We start from the raw sequence: 21541 nt of genomic DNA on the forward strand, positions 1-21541 counted from the left end.
TTGCTTTATCTACCACGCGATACAATCGCGCGGGAGTATGGCATTTTTATAATATTAAAATCAGACCAATAACTATTGCTATAGGATATAAAACACGCCCAGAGTATTCTAGAATATTTGCGAGTTTTATTTTCTCATTTTTTTCTAATCTGTATGTATATACTGTTTGAATTAGTGCCAAACAGATCATTGTATAAAATAAGTAAAAAATGAGATCAGACTTGGTGATATAACCGATATTGGGAATATCACCTACGGTAGAAAGTTGAACTGCAATGCATGCAAGTAAAGCAGTGACCGTACATCCAACAGCTACATCTAGTTTATTCGCAGGGATATAAAATACTAAATAAGCAATTAATGAAAGTAGCACACAGGGTATGATAATCTTGAGCAAATAGGATCGGGAATTTCGTTTTACCGTTACTTCATAATTTAGTCTGGAATAATTTGCAGAAAGTGAATAATCAGGATCGCCAAATGTAGTTTTATATATTTTAGTTGATTTATTAAACTTAGATGAAGCCAGTTTATATTCGTCTAAGGTTATTCTGTCATCAAACCCCTGAAAAGCAGAATTTGCATAGGATAAAGTATCTGGATTTAATACTAGAAGATCTTCCGGCAAGTTCGCACTTTCAATTATGATGGGGATAACTTGTCTGTCTTTGGGGTAGTCTCTAAAATTCGGAGTATAGTTGAATTCACCTTTGCAAGTGCCTGAAACTATATAATAGAAAATTGTCTTTCTTGTATCTCCAATAACAATTTCAGCATCCGGTCTGGCATTAATAAATTCCAACGTTGAATATTCACTAATGAGGCTATCCGGAACGCTTAAAGGTATTTTACACCACCAGTAAAAATTCACATAAAAGATAGCATCAGAACTATTGATAGAAAAATCGTTGATATGTAATCCCACATCTAAGTTTATAGCTTGGTTTTCATCATTACTGAAGCAATTTAGTGTCATAAATACTGAAATAATTAAAAACGATGCTTTTAAACCTTTTTTCATGACAAGGGAGCGTTAAATTGTTAGGTATCTGGTTAGTTGTTTGGTAAGGTGATGGATTCGATAATGAATTTTTTCCTGTAGCCAGCAAGTGTTCGTGTATTCTAAAAAGCGAGAGATATTCAATTCTTCATCTCTTGTTTTAATTTAGCCAAACCTTCTTGACCAGCGAGACTGCCTTTTAAACGTCTTATGGCAGTCACAGGATAGAGATTGTTTGGACCTTTAAATTCCCAAAGTTCTACAAGTCCTTTTCTTTCAAGAAGATTTATCAGGTCGTAACTCGATCGATAATCATATCCTTGTGAGCCAAGAAAGTTAGTGACGAAGTGTTTGAGACTGACAAAGTTGTCTCTTGTTTTTGCTGCCCAACTTTCCGATTCATCAAGTTTTTCTAGTAATTTCTCTTCAGAGATCACGTTGTAGCTAGCGAAATTTTGTGTAATGTTTTCCTTAATTAGATCTTTTTCATCGAGGCTAAATGATATGTTATCTATTTTTTCATTTGCTTCTTTGATGATGTCGAATAGATTTTTGCAAATTTCTTCAGATCTTTCAAGGTCTTTAGCTGTAAATAAATTATTGTGGGCAACCTTGTGCCTTATCTTTTCAAGCTCTTCCCATTTTTGCTGGAATTCTTTATCCTTAAATGTATCTTTAAAGAACTTTGTATAATTACTTTCAAGCTCCCTTTTTAGAGTTTTAATCGCTTCAGGAGTTTCCTCTAAAGCAAGTACTTTATTAGCGATGTCATCTCTACTCAAAAAGCCAGAAGATTGAGAATGGACAATTTTTCCAAGCTCATTAAAGTCAATTAAATAGGCCTTATTATCAATATACTCAGAAAAGTCAGTTTCATTATTTTTTCTTTGAATGACCTTTTTCTTCATTTCCGCATCTGCAGTAACATTCCACCAACTAACCCCTAACTTAGTTATGAAAAATTTGATGAGGTACTTTCTTAACTGATTTTCAACCTGATTTATTTTTGGATAAATCTCACATGAAATTTTAGCAGATACATCGTCCGATAAAATGTATAGGTAACTATATCCCTGATTTTTTAAGTGAGCTAAAATTCTCAATCTAAAAACTTCTAGTGGTTCATAGTCTCCCTTACATTTTATTAAAAAAGTGTTTTTTAAGCTAGTATCACTTTCTTCTTCTCGACTCAGCTGCTTAATTCCTAGTGTCAAGTTTTGTTTTTCATCAGAAATTGAGGCCTCACGTTGTTTGGGTTCTATCCATAAATCCCCATTAGCCATCAATGAGTAAGCAAGATTCTTTTCGTTCTTTATTACAGATTTCTCAGAAGAGTCTAGACAAAGAACTTCAAATACATAGTTTGTTTTCATATAAGGCGATAATTATAATTGACGATTGTATAAGGCATGCTGTTATTATTTATTTTTCGAATCATATATAAGTCACCACCTTATAATTATTAGACGATTTATAATATTGGCTTTATTTTCTATTTAAGGAATTACTAATAATCGAATTTTGAAAATACCAATAATTTCTAATATTGATAACAGGTGTTGATAAAATGTGGATAATGAGAGCTTAAAAGGAATGAGTCTAGTTAACTAGTATGTGATGAAATGAACGAAATAGCGATAACAAAAAAGAAAAAGTGCCTGCGTAGTAGCTGTTCGCGGGGAACGGCTTAGAGAACGTAGCTGCTAACCGGATCGCTCCATTTGCGGGAAGGGTTGGAGCCGGCATAAGCGGCGCGGAACAGGTATTCTTTCCCGGGAGTGAGGTCGTCAATCTGGATCATATGCCTGGTGCTGGTCGTTTCGCGCCAAATGCGTTGCAATCGGTTGCGCAAACGCTTCGCCCTTCCCGTTAATTTTTTATTTTTGTAGACTTGCAGCCTGCCCGTTTAACTACTCAAGACAAGATCGTTTCCGGCAGGGGGAACAAAAACTACTAATTATGAAACAATTAAGCCGTTTTCTGCTGGCTCTTCTCCTTGTGGGTGCCGGCCTCAGTTCGAAAGCACAAACACAATCCGATTCAAACACGTATTGGCCTGCCATCAAGCAGGAAGCCAAACCCTGGACCCGCTGGTGGTGGATGGGGAGCGCCGTTGATAAGCCCAACATCGATCGCCTGGTAAAAGAATATGCCGGTAAAGGCATTGGCGGGGTAGAAATTACTCCGATTTACGGGGTGAAGGGCGATGAAGCCAATTACATCGATTTCCTGTCGCCCGAGTGGGTAGCCATGCTGAAGGAAACGGTGGAAGCCGGAAAGGCCAACCAACTGGGTGTGGATATGAATACCGGAACGGGCTGGCCTTTTGGTGGCCCCATGGTCACCGACGAATATGCCGCCAAAAAGATGCTGTTTCACCAACTGGGCGAATTGACCGACGACGAAGTGAAGCACTATCTGGAAACCGTGAAAAGCTCGGAAACAGAAGATTTGATTGCGTTGTCGGCTTACAACGATGCCAACCATCGGGTTGACCTGTTAAACGAAGGCAGCTCACTGTATGATATTTCGGCTGAACACCGTCAGGTGATTGCCATTACCGAAGCCAACACAGGCCAAAAGGTAAAGCGTGCTGCTCCGGGCGGCGAAGGGCTGGTGTTTAACCACTTCTCGAAAAAAGCAACCGACCATTACCTGGAGACTTTTGATGCCGCTTTCAAGGGTGATCCGGGCGTTCGCTGTTTCTTCAACGACAGTTACGAGTTGGAGTCTGCCAGTGCAGCCAGCGAGTTGTTCGATACCTTCAAGGCGTTAAAAGGCTACGACCTGGCGTTGTATGCCAAAGAGCTGAGTGGCGAGGGAGATGAATCGACCATTGCTCGTATTAAATCGGATTACCGCGATGTGCTGGGTGATATGCTGTTGCACAACTTCACCCAAACCTGGACCAACTGGGCGCATTCGCACAACGCTATTACCCGCAACCAGGCACACGGCTCGCCAGGTAACCTGATTGATTTGTACGCGGCGGTGGGTATCCCGGAAGTGGAGACTTTTCAGGCAACAAGCTTCCCGTTTCTGCAGGATTTCATCGATAGCAGCGATGCCAAACATACCGAAAGCAACAAGTTGTTTAAGAAGTTCGCTTCGTCGGCGGCGCACATGAAAGGAGAGGCGTTAGTGTCGAGCGAAAGCTTTACCTGGTTGAATGAGCACTTTAAAACACCGCTTTACCAATGCAAGGCCGAGCTGGACGAGTTATTTATAAAAGGGGTGACGCACCTGTTTTTCCACGGAACGGCTTATTCGCCTGAACGCGCCGGATGGCCGGGATGGTGTTTTTATGCTTCGGTCCACATGGATCCGAACAATCCGCAGTGGGAGCACATGGATGCGATGAACGAATACATTGCCCGCTGCCAGTCGGTATTGCAACAGGGACAGCACACCAATGATTTCCTTGTCTTCTGGTCGCCTGATGATTACAACACGGATGCTAAATCGCTGGATAAAAAGCTGACACTCCACAATTCAGAGAGCTGGGTGAAGATGCCGGAAATTGAAAAGCTGCTGGACAAAGGCTACCTGTTCGATTTTGTAACCGACCGCATCATTGCCAATGCCAAGGTTGACGGTAAAAATGTGCTGACTTTCGGCAAGGTGCCTTACAAAGCGATTGTAATGCCGGGCATTGAACGCATCAAGCTGGAAACCTTTAAAAAGCTGTTGCAGCTGGCCGAGGACGGAGCAACTATCATCTTCAGCAATCTGCCTGAAGAGGTGACCGGCTTTAAAGATTACGAAGAGAAAGAAGCAGAGATGGCCGAATTGGTGGCTGGTCTGAACTTCGAGGACAATGGCCGCTTCCAGGTGGCTGCCACCGGCAAAGGTGCTATTTATGTGGGCGACCCGGAAGCTGCTTTGACCGACGATGGTATCACCCGCGAAACCCTGATGGATCATCACATCAAAAGCATTTCGCGCAAAACGGATTCGGGGTACTACTATTTTATTGCCAACCACGAAAAAGAAGCGGTGAACGACTGGCTTCCGTTTAAATATTTCGCGAAGAATGCGCTGTTCATGAACCCGATGGATGGTAGCCTGGCTGTTGCTGAAACCGATGGCAATAAAGTGAATGTGCATCTCCGCCCCGGTGAGTCGATGATCGTTTATTTCACCGATGATGATTTGACCGGTGTTCCGGCTTACCAGTCGCTGACAGAGGGTAACACAACGGTGCTGTCGAACGACTGGAAACTAAAAGCTTTATCGGGTGGCCCGGAACTGTTCCCCGCGGCAACCATGGCCGAACCTACTTTCTGGACCGATCTGCAAGGCGACGATTACAAGAACTTCTCGGGATCGGCCGAATATTCAACCACCTTTAAAATGGGCAAGCCCAAAGCAGCGAACTACTTGTTGCGTTTGGACAAAGTTGAAGCATCGGTAAAGGTTTTTGTGAACGACAAAGAAGTGGGTACTCTGTGGAGTTTCCCCTTCGAACTGGAAGTTGGCCCGTACCTGAAGAAAGGGGAGAACACACTGCGCCTGGAAGTTTGCAACCTGGCTGCCAACCGCATTCGCTACATGGATCGGGCGGGTATTGAGTGGAAGATTTTCACCAACATCAACATTGTGAACCTCGACTACAAACCGCTGGACGCATCGAACTGGGACGTACTGCCCTCGGGCATCAGCGGCAAAGTGAAACTGATTGAGCAAAACGCCAAATAGGCGAGAAAGATATTTCAACTGAATTTTCAAAAGTCCCCGTCAGCAGCTGTTGGCGGGGATTTTTTTATTTGTTTAGACTCACCCCAAGCTCACTTCGTTCTCTTTTCCCCTCTCTACCCGTTGAGAGGGGATCGGATCGTCCATATCCTTTAGGATTGTGACGATTCAGAGGAGAGTTTATTCAGTTGAACGATGCCAGCGGCATCACATGTTTATAGAAAATAAGGTAATGTGAGCAATTCGACTCCAGCCGGAGTCGAATGGTTAGAAGCGTCTTCTAAGTGCTAAAAACATTTGAATCCTCCGGATTCTACGCAAACCCGTCACAGGAACGGTCCTCCTTCGTTCAATTGCTCCACCAAACGGACTGTCTATTCTGTATGTTTTTAGAGTTTTCCGGTAGTTGACTCACCCCAAGCTCACTTCGTTCGCTTTTCCCCTCTCTACCCGTAGAGAGGGGATCGGATCGTCCATATCCTTTAGGATTGTGATGATTCAGGGGAGAGTTTCTTTAGCTTGAACGATGCCAGCGGCATCACATGTTTATAGAAAATAAGTGAATGCGAGTTGTGCGACTCCAGCCGGAGTCGAATGGTTAGGGGGCTCTTCTCAATCTATAGACATTTGAATCCTTCGGATTCGATTTCCATTTATCAAGCAGTTTTGATTTCTAAACGCTTCAACCACCGATTTTCATAACGCAATTTTCAAAAGGCGGATAGTGCTCCTAAGATGCTTTGGTACGAAAGAAGTCTTTTGAAGGATCGGCCTATTTTCAGCAAGAGAGAGAAGCGAAATGAAAACTTAGTGGAAACGGGAAGTTCCGGCGATAGCCGGAAATCACCCGTTGAACTTAGTTTTTGTAAGCTGAAGCTCGTCGGTGAAAATCAGCCTTGATTTTTTTGACTACTTTTTGTGTCAAGACAAAAAGTAGTTGGGGGTTGGGGCGACGCCCCATAAAAAGACTTGTATTATAGGCAGAAGTCTTTTGTTTTATCGCTGGCGGGAAAGCACTTTCCTTGGAAGCGAGAGTATCCTCGTTTACTTAGCTAAGGCACGCTGTTCATCCGCTTGTGTTGCTTTCTGAATCAACGCTTTGCCGGCTTCGGTGTATTCGGCTGCGTACTCCAAATCGCCAGCCAGGCATTCAATATTTAAGTTCAGGATATTCGAGCTGTTATCGTCGTCGGTTGCATCCATGTGAACCCGCAGCGTCTTTAGACGGGGGAAATACATCAGCTCGGAAGCCAATCCGGTGTTTACATTTCCAGCGGTGCTGAGCAGTTCATTTTCGATGTACTTGATAAAGTCCACCGAGGGATTTTTTTTGCCGTACTCCCAGCTTCTGTTCCTAACATAAACGTCCACCAACGAATCGGACCAGCTTGCATTTTGGGCATACAGGTAAGTGGAGTAGGATTTGTAACCGTTTCGGGCCATGATGTAATTCCCGAGCGCATTTTGGTGCTGGCGAATTGCTAATTCGAGGTAGGGCGAGAAAATAGCAGGGAGTTCTTCATATGTCGACTTTTTCGTGAAGACTCCGCGAACAGCACCATTCAGCGGGATTTCAACTTCTCCGCTTTGAAGATCGGCAACTTTCACAAACCGGTCGAGGCGGCACAACTCGAAAACACCTGTATTGATGTATCCTTTCTCTGCATCGGCTTCAAGTACATCTTTGGCCCCGTTTTTCCCGGGGTTGGAGTGTATTTCCACGACATTGTCAAAAATGTAGGCATGCCCGGAAAAGAACTCCCTTTGGGGAGCCTTTGCTGCTTTTTTATCCTGGTAAAACACCTCTTTGTAAACTAAAACAGGATGGGCAAATACCTTTTGCTGAGTGTTTTCATCAATCTTGACGGGATAATTTGCTTTAAAATCGTAGATGAACAGATGAAACCGAACAAGTGATTTCTTCGATTTCGACCAGTTGGGTTGCAGGTCGACAACTGATTCATACATACCATTCAAGTCACTCGTTGCCACTGCAGAAGCATTGGCTTTCTCCGGACTATTAGCATACAGCACATTGACTATCAATAAAATGATAAATAGGGGGATAAATCTTCTCATTGGTCGACTTGTATTTGAAATTAAGAAATGGATACTCCTCAATTCGCGGTAAAAAATTCTAAGGACTGATTCGCTTATCGCAAAATACAGCACCGACACATCTGTTAAGATGGTTTGTTTAGAACCCGATAAATAATGTTTATGGAACCCGAATCGCGTTAAAATGAACGTTTTGTTCAGCCTGTAAGTTAATTTACGACTAAATCACCAAAATCGAAACATGCGAAATCGAAAAAAGATTGATGCCATGTAAAATTTAATCGGAAAGTATTATCTATATCAATCTTAGACAAAAGCTGTTTTGCATCCGGCAGTTCTATCGGGGGAGAACCACATCTGAAAATCCTGAACATAAAAAGATTTGAATATCCCAATTAATGGGGATTGATGGGCGGTTGTTGGCTGGGTATTTTTGACCCCGAACACAACCAATCTCTCTATGAAAAAATTGAATGCAAAGATTTGCTTTGCCTTACTCTGCTTTGTCGTGGCCTCATGTGCCAGCAAAGACGACGAAAATCTACCCTCGACACTTGATGGAGAAGCAGCCGGAGGCGACATGACTGTTTACCTGAGTACCAGTCAGGCTTTTGGTACACCGGCGCCGAACTTAAGTGCTGAAAATCTGTCTCTTCATCAAAGTGGTGACATTGCCTTTGAGGCAACTTTCGTGTCCAATCCTTCGCCCCGAAACGGTGGCCTGGGCCCTGTTTTTAACAACAATGCCTGTAACTCTTGTCATCCGGCTGATGGGCGTGCTTCGTTCCCTTCGAATGTGAATGCCATGAGCGGCTTTTTCTTCCGCATCAGCCTTCCCGGAACTGGTGAGCACGGTGGTCCCAAACCAGTGCCCGGCTTTGGAACCCAGCTGCAGCACCAGGCTTTGTACGGTTACGAACCTGAAGCGAAGCTACAGGTAACTTACAGCGAGCGGATCGTGGAATTGGCGGATGGTACAGAAGTGAGTCTGCAGGTTCCCGAGTACGAAATCATTAACCCCTACATGGAACTGCCTGTCGATGTGCAGCTCTCGCCACGAATTGGGATGCCGGTGTTTGGGCTGGGTTTGCTCGAGGCTATCCCTGCTAAAGCTATTCTGGCCAATGCTGATCCGGACGATTTGGATGAAGATGGAATTTCCGGAAAAGCCAACTATGTGTGGGACGTTGTCACGCAATCGATGCAATTGGGACGCTTTGGCTGGAAAGCAGGAGCGGCAAGTATTCTGGCACAGTCGGCCGGTGCTTACAGTGAAGACATGGGCTTGACGACCTACCTGCATCCGATACCCGCAACTTATGGCCAGACCAACGGCGATACTGCAATCACAACCATTGAAGTGGCCCGCGAAGAGCTGGAGAAAGTCGTTTTCTACGGCCAAACGCTTGGGGTTCCCGCAGCCCGTAATTTCGATGACGTGCAGGTGATCAAAGGCCGGCAGGTGTTCGACAAGTTGAATTGTAAAGCTTGCCATGTACCCTCGTTCACAACCGGCGCCGATTACACCCTGGCCGAAGCCCGCAGTCAGCAAATTTATCCCTACACCGATATGCTTTTGCACGATATGGGTGATGATTTGGCCGACAATAGAGGCGAGTTTGAAGCAAACGGAAAAGAATGGAAAACCCGCCCGCTGTGGGGAATTGGGTTGACCAAGCTGACTAGTGGACACACAAGCTTTTTGCACGACGGACGTGCCCGCAACCTGACTGAAGCGATTGTTTGGCATGGTGGCGAAGCTGAAGATTCGCGCAACGGTTTTATCGAACTTTCTGCTGCCGATCGGGAAGCATTGCTGGCTTTTTTGAACGCCCTGTAATTCAGATTGAAATATAAGAAACGCAACTGTCAAATCTGAAAATCCCTAGAAATTGGGATTGTAGGTCAAAATTGAAGGACGTTGCTTTGCATAATAAAATACACACTTACAGATCCTATTGTATGAAAAAATTGATTTTACCGGTCATGGTCATCGTATGCTTGTTTGTTACAAACAGTGCGAATGCCCAGGTTCAGGATTCAACCTTTACCGGAGGTTTTAGCAAGTATCGCTTTGGCGGCTATGGCGAAATCTTGTACCAGCACATGGACTACGGTGCCGACCGCTACAACGATCCGGCAGGGGCGCCCAGCGAGAACCGCGCTTCAATCACTATTCCTCGTGTGGTCTTTTCCTTCGACTATAAATTCACCCCCGATATTGTACTGACGTCAGAAATTGAATTTGAATACGGCGGAACCGGTTCTGCGTTGGAGCTGGAATACGAAGAGTTCGGCGAGTATGAAATGGAGGTGGAAAAAGGCGGTGAAGTGATGTTGGAACAATTGCACCTGACCAAATCGTTCAGCCCTTACTTTAATGTTCGCATCGGGCATATGATTCTTCCGATCGGGCAAACCAACAACCGTCACGAGCCGATTCTTTACTACGGAACTGTTCGCCCGGAAAGCGAAAGCAGCATCATTCCACTTACTTGGCACGAAACCGGTCTGTCTGTTTTGGGTCGGTACCGAGCCTGGACATACCAGTTGTTTGTGGTGAATGGTTTGGACGCGAATGGCTTTTCGTCGGGCTACTGGGTGCGTGATGGTAAGCAAGGCATTTTCGAAAATGTGAAAATGACTGACCCTGCTTTTGCCTACCGCATCGAAAATACCCGCATTCGCGGATTACGACTAGCCTCGTCGGGTTATTGGGGAAACAGCACCGGAAACACGCAAAAGCCTGCCAAAATGGAACATCTGGACGGTCGCGTAGCTATCATAACGGGGGAGTTTGAATACAACACCCGCAGACTGTCTGCCCGCGGTAACGTGATTTACGGCGACCTGACTGACTCGCGCGAAATCTCGTCGATCAACCAAACGATTTCTTCAAACATCCAGTACCAGCGCACGCCGGTGGCTAAAAATGCCTTGGCTTACGGCGGTGAGTTTGGTTACAACTTCTACTTGAAACAGCCGGGCTCACGCGTGACTCCTTTTGTGCGTTACGAGTACTACAACTCGATGGAAAATACCGATGGTGATCAGTTGGCCGACGAGCGCTACCAGCGCGATATTGTTACCTGTGGCGTCAATTATTTCCTGAATCCGGCTATTGCGCTGAAAGTGGATTACAGCCACCGTCGCATCGGTTTGGGCGACTACAACAGTGAAAATACCCTTGGACTGGCCTTGGTTTACACGGGCTGGTTCCTATCCAAATAATCTCAAATCCCATTAATCTCACATCATGAAAAAAATTGGAATTTTTATTTTATCACTTTGCTTGTTGAATAGTTGTTCGGACAACGACGACTCAATCGGCGGCGAAGAAAGCTACGACTACACTGAAATTATTGAAGACTTTGTCGACAATACAGCCATCCCGACTTATGCGGATATGAAAGATAACTCGATTGCCATGTTGAGCTCGGTGGAAGCCTTTGTTTCAACTGGTGCTCAAGCTGATTTGGATCAGGCTTGTCTGGACTGGAAAGCTACACGTAAAGCCTGGGAATCGAGCGAAGCCTTCCTGTTCGGACCTGCTGACTATCAAAACCTCGACCCGTTATTGGATTCATGGCCATTGGATCAGGCGCAGCTGGATCAGGTGTTGGCCGGAAATCAGGAATTGACAGCCGATTTTGTTCGCGAAGGACTGGGCGCATTGCTGCGCGGTTTCCACACGCTGGAATATTTGTTGTTCCGCGACGGAGCAGCGCGCACGGCAGCTGATGTGACCGACCGCGAAAAAGAATACCTGGCAGCTGTAACCGAAGTATTGCGCGACGACTGTATCACCTTGTGGGCGCTTTGGGCTGGTGTTGAAGACGGAACGCTGGAAGCAGAAGTGATGGATGACCTTGGCGTTGATGTGAGCAGTCCGTTTGGAACGCAGTTGAAAAACTCCGGTCAAGCCGGAAGCAGCTACCTGTCGCAAATCAATGCCGTTGAAGAAATCATTGAAGGTATGATTGGTATCGCTGACGAGGTGGCCAACGGTAAGATTGCTGAGCCGGTGGGTAGCGGAAACGTGTTGGATGTTGAATCGTGGTTCAGCTGGAACTCGCTGACCGACTTCAAAAACAACATTCGCAGTATTCAAAACAGTTACATCAATGGTTACGACGGAAGCACGCCGGGAGCAAGCCTTTCTGCTTATGTGGCAGAAATGGATGCGTCGGTTGATGCGTCAGTAAAAGCAAAAATCCAGGTTTCGCTGGACGCCTTGAATGACATTCCGGAGCCATTCCGTAATAACCTGAATAACGAGGAAAAAACAACAGCAGCCATCAATGCCATCAACGCGTTGGCTACGGCGCTGCAGAACGAGTTAAAACCCTTGGTTGTGCAATAACGACCAGTCTCCGAGTTAACTGTGATTTTTTATTTTGAAAAACTCTTTCCGGATCCCATGTCCGGGAAGAGTTATTTTGGTTTTAAACAATTCCCTTCGAAACATGAAATTGAATTTCAGATCGGTTTTTACCAAGCATCTCATCGCGGCAGTAGCCCTTGGCTTGATTCTTATCCTGCCTTCTTTTGTACCCACCGGAAAGGAAAATTTAACCGTTGAGCAAATCAGCTATACCAGCGGATCTGAAGAGTTGGCTTTCTTTCAGGTGCGCAATGCGAAGGGCGTTCCGGTGTATTACTACCGCGATATTGATCAGTACCCCTGTAACGATTCGGTTTGTGCGCGGATGGTCTTGCGTTTGTACTGGGACATTTGGGGAAATTTTCTGAAGATCGGCTTAGCCGATGGACAGCAGTTGACAAAGATCGGGCATCAGCCGTTTACCGACAAGGATTACGAGCGCCTGCATCGTTTGCTGAACGACCCGAAATGTAACCTGCAGTACTATAAGATGGATGACCTGACCGATAAGGAATCCGAGCATGCCTATTACAATGTTGATGCCGTTTCGGCGGCAACGGTCGTCAATTTCACCTTCGATTCGGTAAAGGGAGCTGTGAAAACCTGTTACACGCTTTGGAAGATTGTGCATGGCGATATAGTGGCTCAAATTCGGAAAGAAACCGCTGCTGATTTGAATGAGATGATGGGGAACGAGAATCTGAAAAAGTTGGTGATGCTGGTTGAAACCGAAAAAGTGGGAGATGACACACTTGATTCGTTAAATGCAGAATTGGATCTGCAGCAGGAAGCCGGGTTTTTCAGCCTGATTGAACTGAACCGCAAAAATCCTTCCTCCTCCAAAGAATTCATGGAGCAGCTGAGCCTGAGCTTTACCCAATCCGGCTCGGTGAAAGAGGTGGCAAGCTACAATTATCTACTGCTCGAAAAGTACATGAAGAAGTCGGTTCGCAACTACGAACTGTCGCTGGATTATTTCGAAAGCGAGCTTTAAAAACCGCCTTCATTTTTCGAATTCTGCCTCTTGCATCGAATGATAATCTTGTATTATCTTTCAGCCTATGACTGAAAGCATCATCAATTATCTGGAAGAGGAACTGGTTGAAATGTTGGGCTCCGGGTTTCAGGTTCAACGCCGGGAACCGGTTGGCGGAGGCTGTATCAGCCACGCTTTTCGACTTTACACCACCAAAGGGACGTTTTTTCTCAAATGGAATCATTCTTGTGCCGACGATTTATTTGTTCGTGAGGCGGAATGTTTGCGCGAATTAAAGAAGTTTGCCGGAGGTGAGTTGATTGTGCCCGAAGTGATTTTAGCCAGCGAAGCCGATGAGCTCAGTGGCTTCATTTTGCTGGAAAACCTGGAAAACGGCAGTGTCCCTTCACAGGATGTGAAGCTGGGCAGAGGGCTGGCACATTTGCATCGTTACCAGGAAAAGGATTTTGGTTTTGATCATGATAATTATTGCGGTGCTACTGCTCAAATGAACGAACGGAAAGAGTCGTGGCTGGAGTTCTTTATGGAAAACCGCCTGGGTTTTATTATCCGCCTCATTCAAAATAGCCGAAACATTTCTGCTGCCGATTTGCGGACATTTGAATCGCTGATTGAGCGCCTGGATCGTTTCATTTCGTCTGATTCGCGCGCCTCGTTGATTCACGGTGATTTGTGGTCGGGCAATTATTTGTACACCGCGAAAGGCCCGGCAATTATCGATCCGGCATCTTATTATGCAGACCGGGAAATGGAGCTGTCAATTATGCAGATGTTTGGCGGTTTCTCGCCCAAAACATGGGCTGCTTATAAAGAAGCTTTTCCGTTGAGCTCGGGTTGGGAAGATCGGGTGCAGATATACCAGCTTTATCACATCCTGAACCACTACTACCTGTTTGGTGGCGGTTACCTGCAACAAGCAGTTAATGTAGCCAGAAAGTATCTTTGATAGATTTCTGGATACCTGGATTATCGGATTTCTGGACGAGAAGACAGTTCTATGTTTTTAGTCTGATAATCTGAATATCGAGCAATCTGAAAATCTAAAAATAGATCTCTAGATTTTGGGATACTGAATTTCTGGATGATCGATTTCTGGACAAGAATAAACGTCTTTAGTCTAAGAATCTGAATGTCCGGTAATCCGAATATCTGAAATAGATCTCTGGATTTCTGGATGATCGATTTCTGGACAAGAAGGTACGTCCGCGTCTTTAGTCTGATTATCTGAATATCTGTCGTCTGACTATCTGAAGCAGATTGCAGGACAAGAAAACAGATCTCTTATGATCTTATAATCCAATAATCTGAAGATCCGAGTATCTGGTAATCTGATCATCTAAATCTCCACCAGCTTATTTTTGATGGCGTACATCACCAGCTGAGCGGTGTTTTTACATTCGCTTTTTTCGAGGATGTTGGCACGATGCTTGTCAACAGTGCGTTTCGAAATGAACAGTTGGTCGGCAATTTCCTGGTTCGAGAATCCCTGGCAAATCAGGATCAGAATTTCAATCTCACGCTCGGATAATTCCGCTTGTGGTTCCCGGTTTTTGGAGCTTGTTCGCAAGCTGTTCACCAGGTTCTGCAAAAGTTCGGTCGAGAAGTAGTTGCCACCTTCATAAACGGTTTCGATGGCTGTTTTCACTTCGTTCATGTCCGAGTTTTTCAGCAAAAAGCCCTTCACCCCGGCATCCACCATTTTGTAATAGTAGTCTTCTTCGCCGTACATGCTGAGGGTAATAATTTTCAGGTCCGGGTATTTTTCAAGCGCCAGGTTGGCTGCTGCAATTCCATCCATTACCGGCATTTCAATATCGAGCAACACAATGTCCGGAACTTCCGTTTCCAGCAGTTCCAAAAATTCCTGCCCGTTGGCTGCTTCGCCGGCAACTTCGTATTTGTCGATGGTATTCAGTAAAATCCTTAGCCCGTTTCGAAAAAGGGTGTGGTCGTCGACCAACATGATCTTACAAGTCGAATCATTCATTTGCAGTACCTACTTTAATATTTACCTGGGTTCCTTTTCCGGGGGTGCTGTCCACGTGTATTTCCCCTTTCAGCGAGTTGATTCTGGAGAAAATATTGGAGAATCCCATTCCGCCATTGTTGGCCTGGTTCAGGAGTTTGTCCATTTGGAAGCCTTTCCCGTCGTCTTTATACACAATGGTAAGATTTTTTTCCTCGATGTTCAAATCGATTTCAATCTTTTTCGCTTTCGCATGCTTGATGGTGTTGTTGATTAACTCACAGATAACACGGTAAAGTACCACCTCGGTATTGGTCTCGAAACGCTCGTCACCCAAATTCGATTTCAATTTGATATGAAGGGCTTTGGTAGCGTTTATTTTGTTGATGAAGTTGCGAATGGCCCGCGCCAGCCCGAAATTATTCAGCACGTGCGGACTCAGGTTGTCCGAAATTTCTTTCAGCGATTTGATGGCTTCGTTGATCACCATTTCGGTGTTGTTGACAATCTCCTTCGAGCTTTTATCGTGCTCTAGTTGAGACAGGGTTGAAACCGACATTTTCACGGTCGAAAGCAGCGGACCCAAACCATCGTGCAGGTCTTTGGCAAAACGTTTCCGTTCTTTCTCTTCCGTTTGAATAATGGCATTCAGGAACATTTTCTCCGTTAACCGCCGCGAATCTTCCACCCGTTTCATGTACTTGAAGATTTTCTGAATGAAGAAAACCCCGGTCGCGAAAGTCAGTGACATGATCACCCCCGACCAAACCATAAACTCGCCCAGTTCCTGCGACTTGAAGTTGCTCACGTAGGGCAGCAGTTCCACTAGCAGGCGGACGGCCATTACCAGGAAGCCGATGGTGAGCAGCACCCACGAGAAGTTGTATTTGGTTTCTTTAATCAGCTTAATGGCGACCCCCACGGCAAATACCTGCAGAATGATCGCGATAACCAATAGAATCTGGAGAATCATGTTTTTCGGTTTTCGATTGGGATTGCTTAATGTTTAACGCGTTTATCCTATTCAATTTTAAAGCACCGATTGTCGAATTGCCCCCTAAATCCCCTGAAGGGGACTTCGCCTCCCCTTTAGGGGAGGTTGGGAGGGGTAATATCAGAATCGGTAGTTCCATTCATTATGAAAATGAAAAGGATTCGTTTTTACGTTCAAAGGTAAATCCCTAATCCGTTGAGCTACAAATGTACAAACATTCGTTACTTTTCAGAATGAATAGGCGGCTCAAAAAAGCGCTTTTCCGGAGATCAAATTTTTGTACTTTTAGCTTTCGGAACCCTTCTGGGAAAACTCATCAACTCGAATTGTACGCATGTCTCAACTTCAAATTTACAAAGCTTCTGCCGGCTCCGGGAAAACATTCCGACTGGCTGTTGAATACCTGAAAATCGCGCTTTCCGGCGATTGGAATTACAAAAACATCCTGGCGGTGACCTTTACCAACAAGGCGACAACGGAAATGAAGGAGCGGGTAATTGAGGAGTTGTACAAGCTGGGAAAAGGCGAGCAATCGGCTTACCTGGACGTGCTGCAAAACGAAATGGGACTGGCAGCTCCGGAGATTGTTGTTCGGGCGCAGAATGCGCTGAAGCACTTGTTGCACGACTATTCGCGCTTTTCTATCAGTACCATCGACAGTTTCTTTCAGCGAGTGATTAAAGCTTTTAATCGTGAGCTGGGCATCAACACGGCTTACCAGGTTGATTTGGAAGACGACCGCATTCTGGATGAAGCTGTAGACCAGTTGTTGCTGTCGATTGATGATGATCCTGATTTGCTGTCGTGGCTGAAACAGTTTGCCGAAGACAAGATCCGCGAAGGGGGAGGCTGGAGCCTGAAAGGAGACATTCTATCATTGGGACGACAGATTTACAATGAGACCTTTCGTCAGTTGAGCCCGGTACTGAATGAAAAACTCAGCGACAAAAAATTCATTCGTCGTTACCGAAAGGAGTTGCGTCAGATCATCGTGAACTTTGGAGACACACTAAAGGCGCTCGGTGAGCAAGGCGTTGAGATCATGCGGCAGGGCGGTGTTTCGGTTGACGATTTTAAATACAAAAAATCGGGCGCTGCATCAGCTTTCGATAAAATGACCCGCAACGAATTTGAGCCCGGCAAACGGGTGCTCGATGTGGTGGAAGACGTGGCGGCGCTGCACGACAAGAAAGCTTCGGCTCATGTCATCAATATTGCCCATCAGTTGCAGCCGCTTTTGGCGGAAGCAGTGACTTTTCACACCGAAAACATTTCGAATTACAATACAGCCGGCTTGATTGTCGATCAACTTTACACCCTGGGGATTTTGGTCGATTTGCAGGAAACCGTGCGCAAGCTGACCCGCGAAAAAGGCGTGATCCTGATTTCGGAATCGGGAAACCTGCTGAAGCAGATCATCGACGAGTCGGACACACCTTTTATTTACGAGAAAACCGGTGTGTACTACAAACATTTCATGATCGACGAGTTTCAGGATACCTCGGGTTTGCAGTGGGGCAACTTTCGCCCGCTGGTGGGCAACTCGCTGGCCGAAAACAACCTCGGCATGTTGGTAGGCGACGTGAAACAAGCAATCTATCGCTGGCGTAACGGCGACTGGAATCTGCTGGCCACGGAAGTGGGACAGGCGTTCCCCGCGAATGGCGCGGAGGAAAAGGCTTTGACGCAAAACTGGCGTAGTTCGGGAACAGTGATTCGTTTCAACAACCGGGTGTTTCAGGTGGTGCCGCAGCTGATGCAAACACATTTCTCAGGCCAGGTGCAGGAGGCAGGCATTCCCGACGATTTGTTTGGCGATGCCATTCTGAAAATCTACCAGGAAGGTTTACAGGAAATTGGTCGCGAGAAGACGATTGACGCCGGCTACATTCACATGCGTTTTCTTGAAAAGAAGAAAAGCGGCGAAGAGCCTACCAACGAAGAGCAGGTGCTCGAAGAACTGGTTGAAGCCATTAAAGCGGCACAGGACCGGGGAGTGGTTGCCCGCGATATGGCTATTTTGGTGCGTACCAAGGCCGAAGCGAAAGTCATTGCCGATTGCCTGTTGACCGAGAAAGCGACAGGCGAAGGACACTACAATTTCAATGTGTTGTCGGGCGAAAGTTTGTATGTGAAAAATGCGGCTTCGGTATCATTTCTCGTGTCGATGTTGCGCCTGTTGAAAGACCCGGACGACGAGCTGTCGCTGTCGTTTGCCAATTACCAGTATTACGCTACCATCGACCCGGTGTTGCGAGACATGAACAAACAGGTGGATTGGGCAGTGGAGCAGGAGGTTGCCCAATTGCAAATGGACTTTGCACCGCGTTACGAGCCGGAGTTGACCGAACGTTTTGAAGATTATCGAAATAAAGATAACAAGCTGTTTGAGTTCCTGAAGAGTGGTTATTTCAACAACCACCTGGCAGCACAGAATCTGCAGGAAGTGATTTTCAGCCTGAGCAACCGTTTCTGCTTGTTCGACTTTAACGATGAACTGGCTTATTTGCAGGCCTTCATCGATCACGTGTCGAACTACATGAAAAACCGAAGTGCCGATTTGGCTGGTTTCCTCGACTGGTGGGACGAGCAGGGACAGCGCAAAACCATTGCTGTTTCCGAAGAGCTGGACGCGATTCGCATTCAAACCATCCACAAAGCCAAGGGGTTGGAGTACGATTGTGTGTTTATTCCTTTTTGCGATTGGTCGCTGGGTATTTCGGGCCAGCACGCACCTATGCTGTGGTGTCGCCCGGCTGTGGCTCCTTTTAACCAGTTGGAACTGGTGCCCGTGAAATACGGAAAGTCCATGGGGATGTCGCATTTCTTCCGCGAGTATTTCAGTGAGATTCGTAACAACTACATCGACAACCTAAACATGTTGTACGTGGCCTTCACTCGGGCGAAAACGGCACTGTACACCTGGTCGGAATACGGAAAAAGCCTCGGCACAGTCGGCGATTTGCTGAAGATGTGTGTCAATCTGGAGGAAGGCTTTTCGTTTAACGGGCGAGAAGATATTTGCAGCCCGCTAACCAGCCATTTCGACGAGGAAAAGCAACTGCTGGAAATTGGTGCGTTAACAGCCAGCGAAGCCAAAGTTGCAAAAGAGAACCGGGCATTAACGTTGGATGCTTTCAAGTTTAAAGATTTCAGCGCTTATCTGCGTTTGCGGAAGAATCACGAGAACTTCTTCGAGCCGGGTGATTCATATGATAAAAAGATCAATCGCGGACGCTTGGTACACGAGGTGCTGTCGCGTATTGAAACGGCCGATCAGCTGGAGCAGGCTTGCGACGAGCTTGTTTTTAAAGGGATGATGAACGAAGAGGAAGCCGATGAAATGACTGAACAATTGGCTACATTGCTCGAGGATCCGGAAGTGTCGTCGTGGTTTGATGGTTCGTACCGGGTGCTGAACGAGCACAACATCATTACTGGCGTGGGCTACATGGGCGTAAAACGCCCTGACCGGATTATGCTCTCGCACGACGAAGTAATTGTGGTAGACTACAAGTCGGGTGAGCACGAATCGGAAAAGTACGTGAAACAGGTAAGCGAGTACATCGAAGCCATTGAAAAATGTGGTTACCCGAATGTAAAAGGCTTTATCTGGTACACCCGGATGAATAAGCGGGTGAGGGTATAGTGGACTTTTGGGTGACTTACCTTTTTCAGTCTTTGCTCAGTATTTCTGGTTATTTTTAGGGGTGAAAGGAATAATCAGTCCCAGCCATGGAACGGCGATAAAACCATCCATATCCTCGACAATTGGAATCAGCGCTCCATAGTCCAGTGAAATTTTCCGCCAAACTGTTCGTCCGCCAATGAGGAGGGTAACGACAAATTCATCGCCGTCGTTTATAAAATAGTTTTCCGTCAGGAAATAGCCCTTTTTACTTACTCTTCTGATGGCCGAAAAAGAAAATACCGGAGTTTCGCCCCAGCCGTCGCCGGTAAAACCGTAGCCCAAACCCAGGCTGATGTTTTTGTCCTTTTTCCCGAAGGTGAGATTTCCGTATGCCAGTCCAAAAAAGCTGTCACTCTCTCCAATGACGTCACCAATCAAGGCGCCGGCTGCCAGGTTCAATTTGTTCTCAACCAACGGGATTGAAAACTTCGGCGTGATCCAGAGCGGATTGGCATCGCCACCCATCAGCATGATGGGGATGGTACCGATTCCGATGGAAAAGTTTTTTGAAATGCCGGCGCTGAACTGGTTAAAAAAGATCCAGACGTTTTGATAGTAAGCTTCACCTTTGCCAAGCGAATAGCCACTGGGAGCCCAAAAATAACGGGTCGATTGCAGGTGATCCGGCATGTATTCCTCATTGACCATCTTGTTGGTATCTATCCGGATCATGCGTGAAATATTAGCTCGCGAGATTTCAATAAGGCCGTAAGTTTCGGTTTGCAGCTTAATTGCTGCCGGAGTTTCTTCAGTAATGGTTCCGATAAATTCGTTATCGTCGACAGTAATGATTTGCCAAACGGTGGTCGTATCGCTAGCCGTCTGATTGACCTGGGCCTGCACTGACAAGATACTTAGAATAAATACCACGATCAGTATCCCAATAGAACGAGTTTTCATAGGTTAGAATTGAAGTTTGGTATTGAATAGTGAAATTTACGTAACATAACCCTAAAGGTTTATGCCTTGGATCGTCATGCCTGTATTTTGGTTTGAAACATAAGATTTGCTACATTTAGGATTTAGCTTTGTGTTAATTTTAAACGACAAATTTTATTGGAATAACTAAATCGAACACTTATGGGAGGAATGTGGGGCGCCATTGCAGCCATGAAACAGAGTCTGGATCAGAACCGGGCGCAGTTGAAACATCACCGGTCGATGAAAAAGCAGCTGGACGACAAGGGCCTGACGACAAAGATCGGAATGGACCTTGAATTTAAAAAAGTAAGCGACAAAGAGCTGGAGCAAATAAAGGCGAAGATTCGGAAAGATGCTAAAGCGGCTACTATTCGGGCGACCATTGCAGGTGTCATCCTAAGTCTTATTATCGCCGTGATATGTTATTATTTTTTGTTTAGCACCTAATTTTCTGTGCAATAATAGATTCTCTATCTTTCCAGACTTCCCCCAAAGGTCAGTAAATTGTTGTCGGGGTCAAGAATCGAAAACTCGCGTTGGCCCCAGGGCTTGTTTTCTAATCTTCCGTTTGGGTGAATCGGTGTTCCCCGATCCAACAGCGATTGATAATATTCTTCAATTTGGTCGACCCGAATGTAAATCTGTCCGTAGTTTTCGGAGGGATCCAGTTCTTTAAATTCAAAAAAGTGAATCTGGATCTGATCTTTTTCCAGCATCAAATAACCGGCAAAATCAGCACTCCCGAATTCTTTAAACCCCAATTGATTGAAGTAGAATGCACGCGTAACAGCTTTGTTGCGCACCGGTAATTTAGGGTGAACGGCGGTTAGCATGG

Annotated in this window: 16 protein-coding genes; 8 read left to right on the top strand and 8 right to left on the bottom strand. The window is 45.7% G+C overall.

Annotated features, from left to right (window positions below; all coding sequences use genetic code 11):
* Window positions 1–46: 46 nt before the first annotated feature.
* From BC643_RS00965 to BC643_RS23355, 3 genes are all read right to left on the bottom strand, one after another.
* Complete coding sequence (locus BC643_RS00965) at window positions 47–1021, bottom strand: ligand-gated ion channel (RefSeq protein WP_120271308.1); 975 nt, start codon at window positions 1019–1021, stop codon at window positions 47–49.
* A gap of 119 nt (window positions 1022–1140) precedes the next feature.
* Complete coding sequence (locus BC643_RS00970) at window positions 1141–2373, bottom strand: HEPN domain-containing protein (RefSeq protein WP_120271309.1); 1233 nt, start codon at window positions 2371–2373, stop codon at window positions 1141–1143.
* A 314-nt stretch (window positions 2374–2687) separates the two neighbouring features.
* Entirely contained in the window at window positions 2688–2852 is a 165-nt protein-coding gene (locus BC643_RS23355) for a hypothetical protein (protein WP_170154417.1), read from the bottom strand.
* A gap of 107 nt (window positions 2853–2959) precedes the next feature.
* Between BC643_RS23355 and BC643_RS00975 the strand changes: the two genes are divergently transcribed.
* A complete protein-coding gene (locus tag BC643_RS00975) occupies window positions 2960–5698 on the top strand; it encodes a glycosyl hydrolase (RefSeq protein WP_120271310.1) in 2739 nt (912 codons plus the stop codon).
* 1041 nt (window positions 5699–6739) lie between these two features.
* Here the strand turns inward: BC643_RS00975 and BC643_RS00980 are convergent.
* The gene (locus BC643_RS00980; protein ID WP_147377098.1) at window positions 6740–7774 is read right to left on the bottom strand and encodes a hypothetical protein; all 1035 of its coding nucleotides are present in this window, start codon (window positions 7772–7774) and stop codon (window positions 6740–6742) included.
* Window positions 7775–8261: 487 nt separating this feature from the next.
* Between BC643_RS00980 and BC643_RS00985 the strand changes: the two genes are divergently transcribed.
* From BC643_RS00985 to BC643_RS01005, 5 genes are all read left to right on the top strand, one after another.
* Entirely contained in the window at window positions 8262–9593 is a 1332-nt protein-coding gene (locus tag BC643_RS00985; RefSeq protein WP_394340500.1) for a di-heme oxidoreductase family protein, read from the top strand.
* Window positions 9594–9715: 122 nt separating this feature from the next.
* Window positions 9716–10984 carry a hypothetical protein gene (locus BC643_RS00990; protein ID WP_120271313.1) on the top strand — a complete coding sequence of 423 codons (1269 nt, stop codon included), beginning with the start codon at window positions 9716–9718 and terminating at the stop codon, window positions 10982–10984.
* 25 nt (window positions 10985–11009) lie between these two features.
* On the top strand, window positions 11010–12116 hold the full coding sequence (locus BC643_RS00995) for an imelysin family protein (RefSeq protein WP_120271314.1): 1107 nt from the start codon (window positions 11010–11012) through the stop codon (window positions 12114–12116).
* 103 nt (window positions 12117–12219) lie between these two features.
* Window positions 12220–13131 (top strand): hypothetical protein, encoded by a 912-nt coding sequence (locus tag BC643_RS01000; RefSeq protein WP_120271315.1) that lies wholly within the window; start codon window positions 12220–12222, stop codon window positions 13129–13131.
* A gap of 67 nt (window positions 13132–13198) precedes the next feature.
* Complete coding sequence (locus BC643_RS01005) at window positions 13199–14080, top strand: fructosamine kinase family protein (protein WP_120271316.1); 882 nt, start codon at window positions 13199–13201, stop codon at window positions 14078–14080.
* A gap of 390 nt (window positions 14081–14470) precedes the next feature.
* Here the strand turns inward: BC643_RS01005 and BC643_RS01010 are convergent, their stop codons facing one another.
* The gene (locus BC643_RS01010; protein WP_211337944.1) at window positions 14471–15121 is read right to left on the bottom strand and encodes a response regulator transcription factor; all 651 of its coding nucleotides are present in this window, start codon (window positions 15119–15121) and stop codon (window positions 14471–14473) included.
* A complete protein-coding gene (locus BC643_RS01015) occupies window positions 15114–16073 on the bottom strand; it encodes a sensor histidine kinase (RefSeq protein WP_120271318.1) in 960 nt (319 codons plus the stop codon). Before BC643_RS01015 ends, BC643_RS01010 begins: the two co-directional genes overlap by 8 nt.
* A gap of 355 nt (window positions 16074–16428) precedes the next feature.
* Between BC643_RS01015 and BC643_RS01025 the strand changes: the two genes are divergently transcribed.
* Window positions 16429–19743, top strand: coding sequence for a UvrD-helicase domain-containing protein (locus BC643_RS01025; protein ID WP_120271320.1), 3315 nt, complete (start codon window positions 16429–16431; stop codon window positions 19741–19743).
* Between the two features lie 36 nt (window positions 19744–19779).
* On the opposite strand, the gene BC643_RS01030 is transcribed toward BC643_RS01025, so the two are convergent.
* On the bottom strand, window positions 19780–20685 hold the full coding sequence (locus tag BC643_RS01030) for a hypothetical protein (RefSeq protein ID WP_120271321.1): 906 nt from the start codon (window positions 20683–20685) through the stop codon (window positions 19780–19782).
* Between the two features lie 180 nt (window positions 20686–20865).
* Here BC643_RS01030 and BC643_RS01035 point away from each other — a divergent pair, with 180 nt between their 5' ends.
* Window positions 20866–21153 carry a hypothetical protein gene (locus BC643_RS01035; RefSeq protein ID WP_120271322.1) on the top strand — a complete coding sequence of 96 codons (288 nt, stop codon included), beginning with the start codon at window positions 20866–20868 and terminating at the stop codon, window positions 21151–21153.
* A gap of 23 nt (window positions 21154–21176) precedes the next feature.
* Here the strand turns inward: BC643_RS01035 and BC643_RS01040 are convergent, their stop codons facing one another.
* Complete coding sequence (locus BC643_RS01040) at window positions 21177–21539, bottom strand: bleomycin resistance protein (protein ID WP_120271323.1); 363 nt, start codon at window positions 21537–21539, stop codon at window positions 21177–21179.
* Between the last annotated feature and the right edge of the window lie 2 nt (window positions 21540–21541).

Origin of the sequence: Mangrovibacterium diazotrophicum, assembly GCF_003610535.1 — a bacterium.
Taxonomy (GTDB): domain Bacteria; phylum Bacteroidota; class Bacteroidia; order Bacteroidales; family Prolixibacteraceae; genus Mangrovibacterium; species Mangrovibacterium diazotrophicum.

Bases quoted from the DNA above. Each gene is read 5' to 3' on its own strand.
- BC643_RS00965 (WP_120271308.1), bottom strand. From the start codon at position 1,021: ATGAAAAAAGGTTTAAAAGCATCGTTTTTAATTATTTCAGTATTTATG.
- BC643_RS00970 (WP_120271309.1), bottom strand. From the start codon at position 2,373: ATGAAAACAAACTATGTATTTGAAGTTCTTTGTCTAGACTCTTCTGAG.
- BC643_RS00975 (WP_120271310.1), top strand. From the start codon at position 2,960: ATGAAACAATTAAGCCGTTTTCTGCTGGCTCTTCTCCTTGTGGGTGCC.
- BC643_RS00980 (WP_147377098.1), bottom strand. From the start codon at position 7,774: ATGAGAAGATTTATCCCCCTATTTATCATTTTATTGATAGTCAATGTG.
- BC643_RS00990 (WP_120271313.1), top strand. From the start codon at position 9,716: ATGAAAAAATTGATTTTACCGGTCATGGTCATCGTATGCTTGTTTGTT.
- BC643_RS00995 (WP_120271314.1), top strand. From the start codon at position 11,010: ATGAAAAAAATTGGAATTTTTATTTTATCACTTTGCTTGTTGAATAGT.
- BC643_RS01000 (WP_120271315.1), top strand. From the start codon at position 12,220: ATGAAATTGAATTTCAGATCGGTTTTTACCAAGCATCTCATCGCGGCA.
- BC643_RS01005 (WP_120271316.1), top strand. From the start codon at position 13,199: ATGACTGAAAGCATCATCAATTATCTGGAAGAGGAACTGGTTGAAATG.
- BC643_RS01010 (WP_211337944.1), bottom strand. From the start codon at position 15,121: ATGAATGATTCGACTTGTAAGATCATGTTGGTCGACGACCACACCCTT.
- BC643_RS01015 (WP_120271318.1), bottom strand. From the start codon at position 16,073: ATGATTCTCCAGATTCTATTGGTTATCGCGATCATTCTGCAGGTATTT.
- BC643_RS01025 (WP_120271320.1), top strand. From the start codon at position 16,429: ATGTCTCAACTTCAAATTTACAAAGCTTCTGCCGGCTCCGGGAAAACA.
- BC643_RS01030 (WP_120271321.1), bottom strand. From the start codon at position 20,685: ATGAAAACTCGTTCTATTGGGATACTGATCGTGGTATTTATTCTAAGT.
- BC643_RS01035 (WP_120271322.1), top strand. From the start codon at position 20,866: ATGGGAGGAATGTGGGGCGCCATTGCAGCCATGAAACAGAGTCTGGAT.
- BC643_RS01040 (WP_120271323.1), bottom strand. From the start codon at position 21,539: ATGCTAACCGCCGTTCACCCTAAATTACCGGTGCGCAACAAAGCTGTT.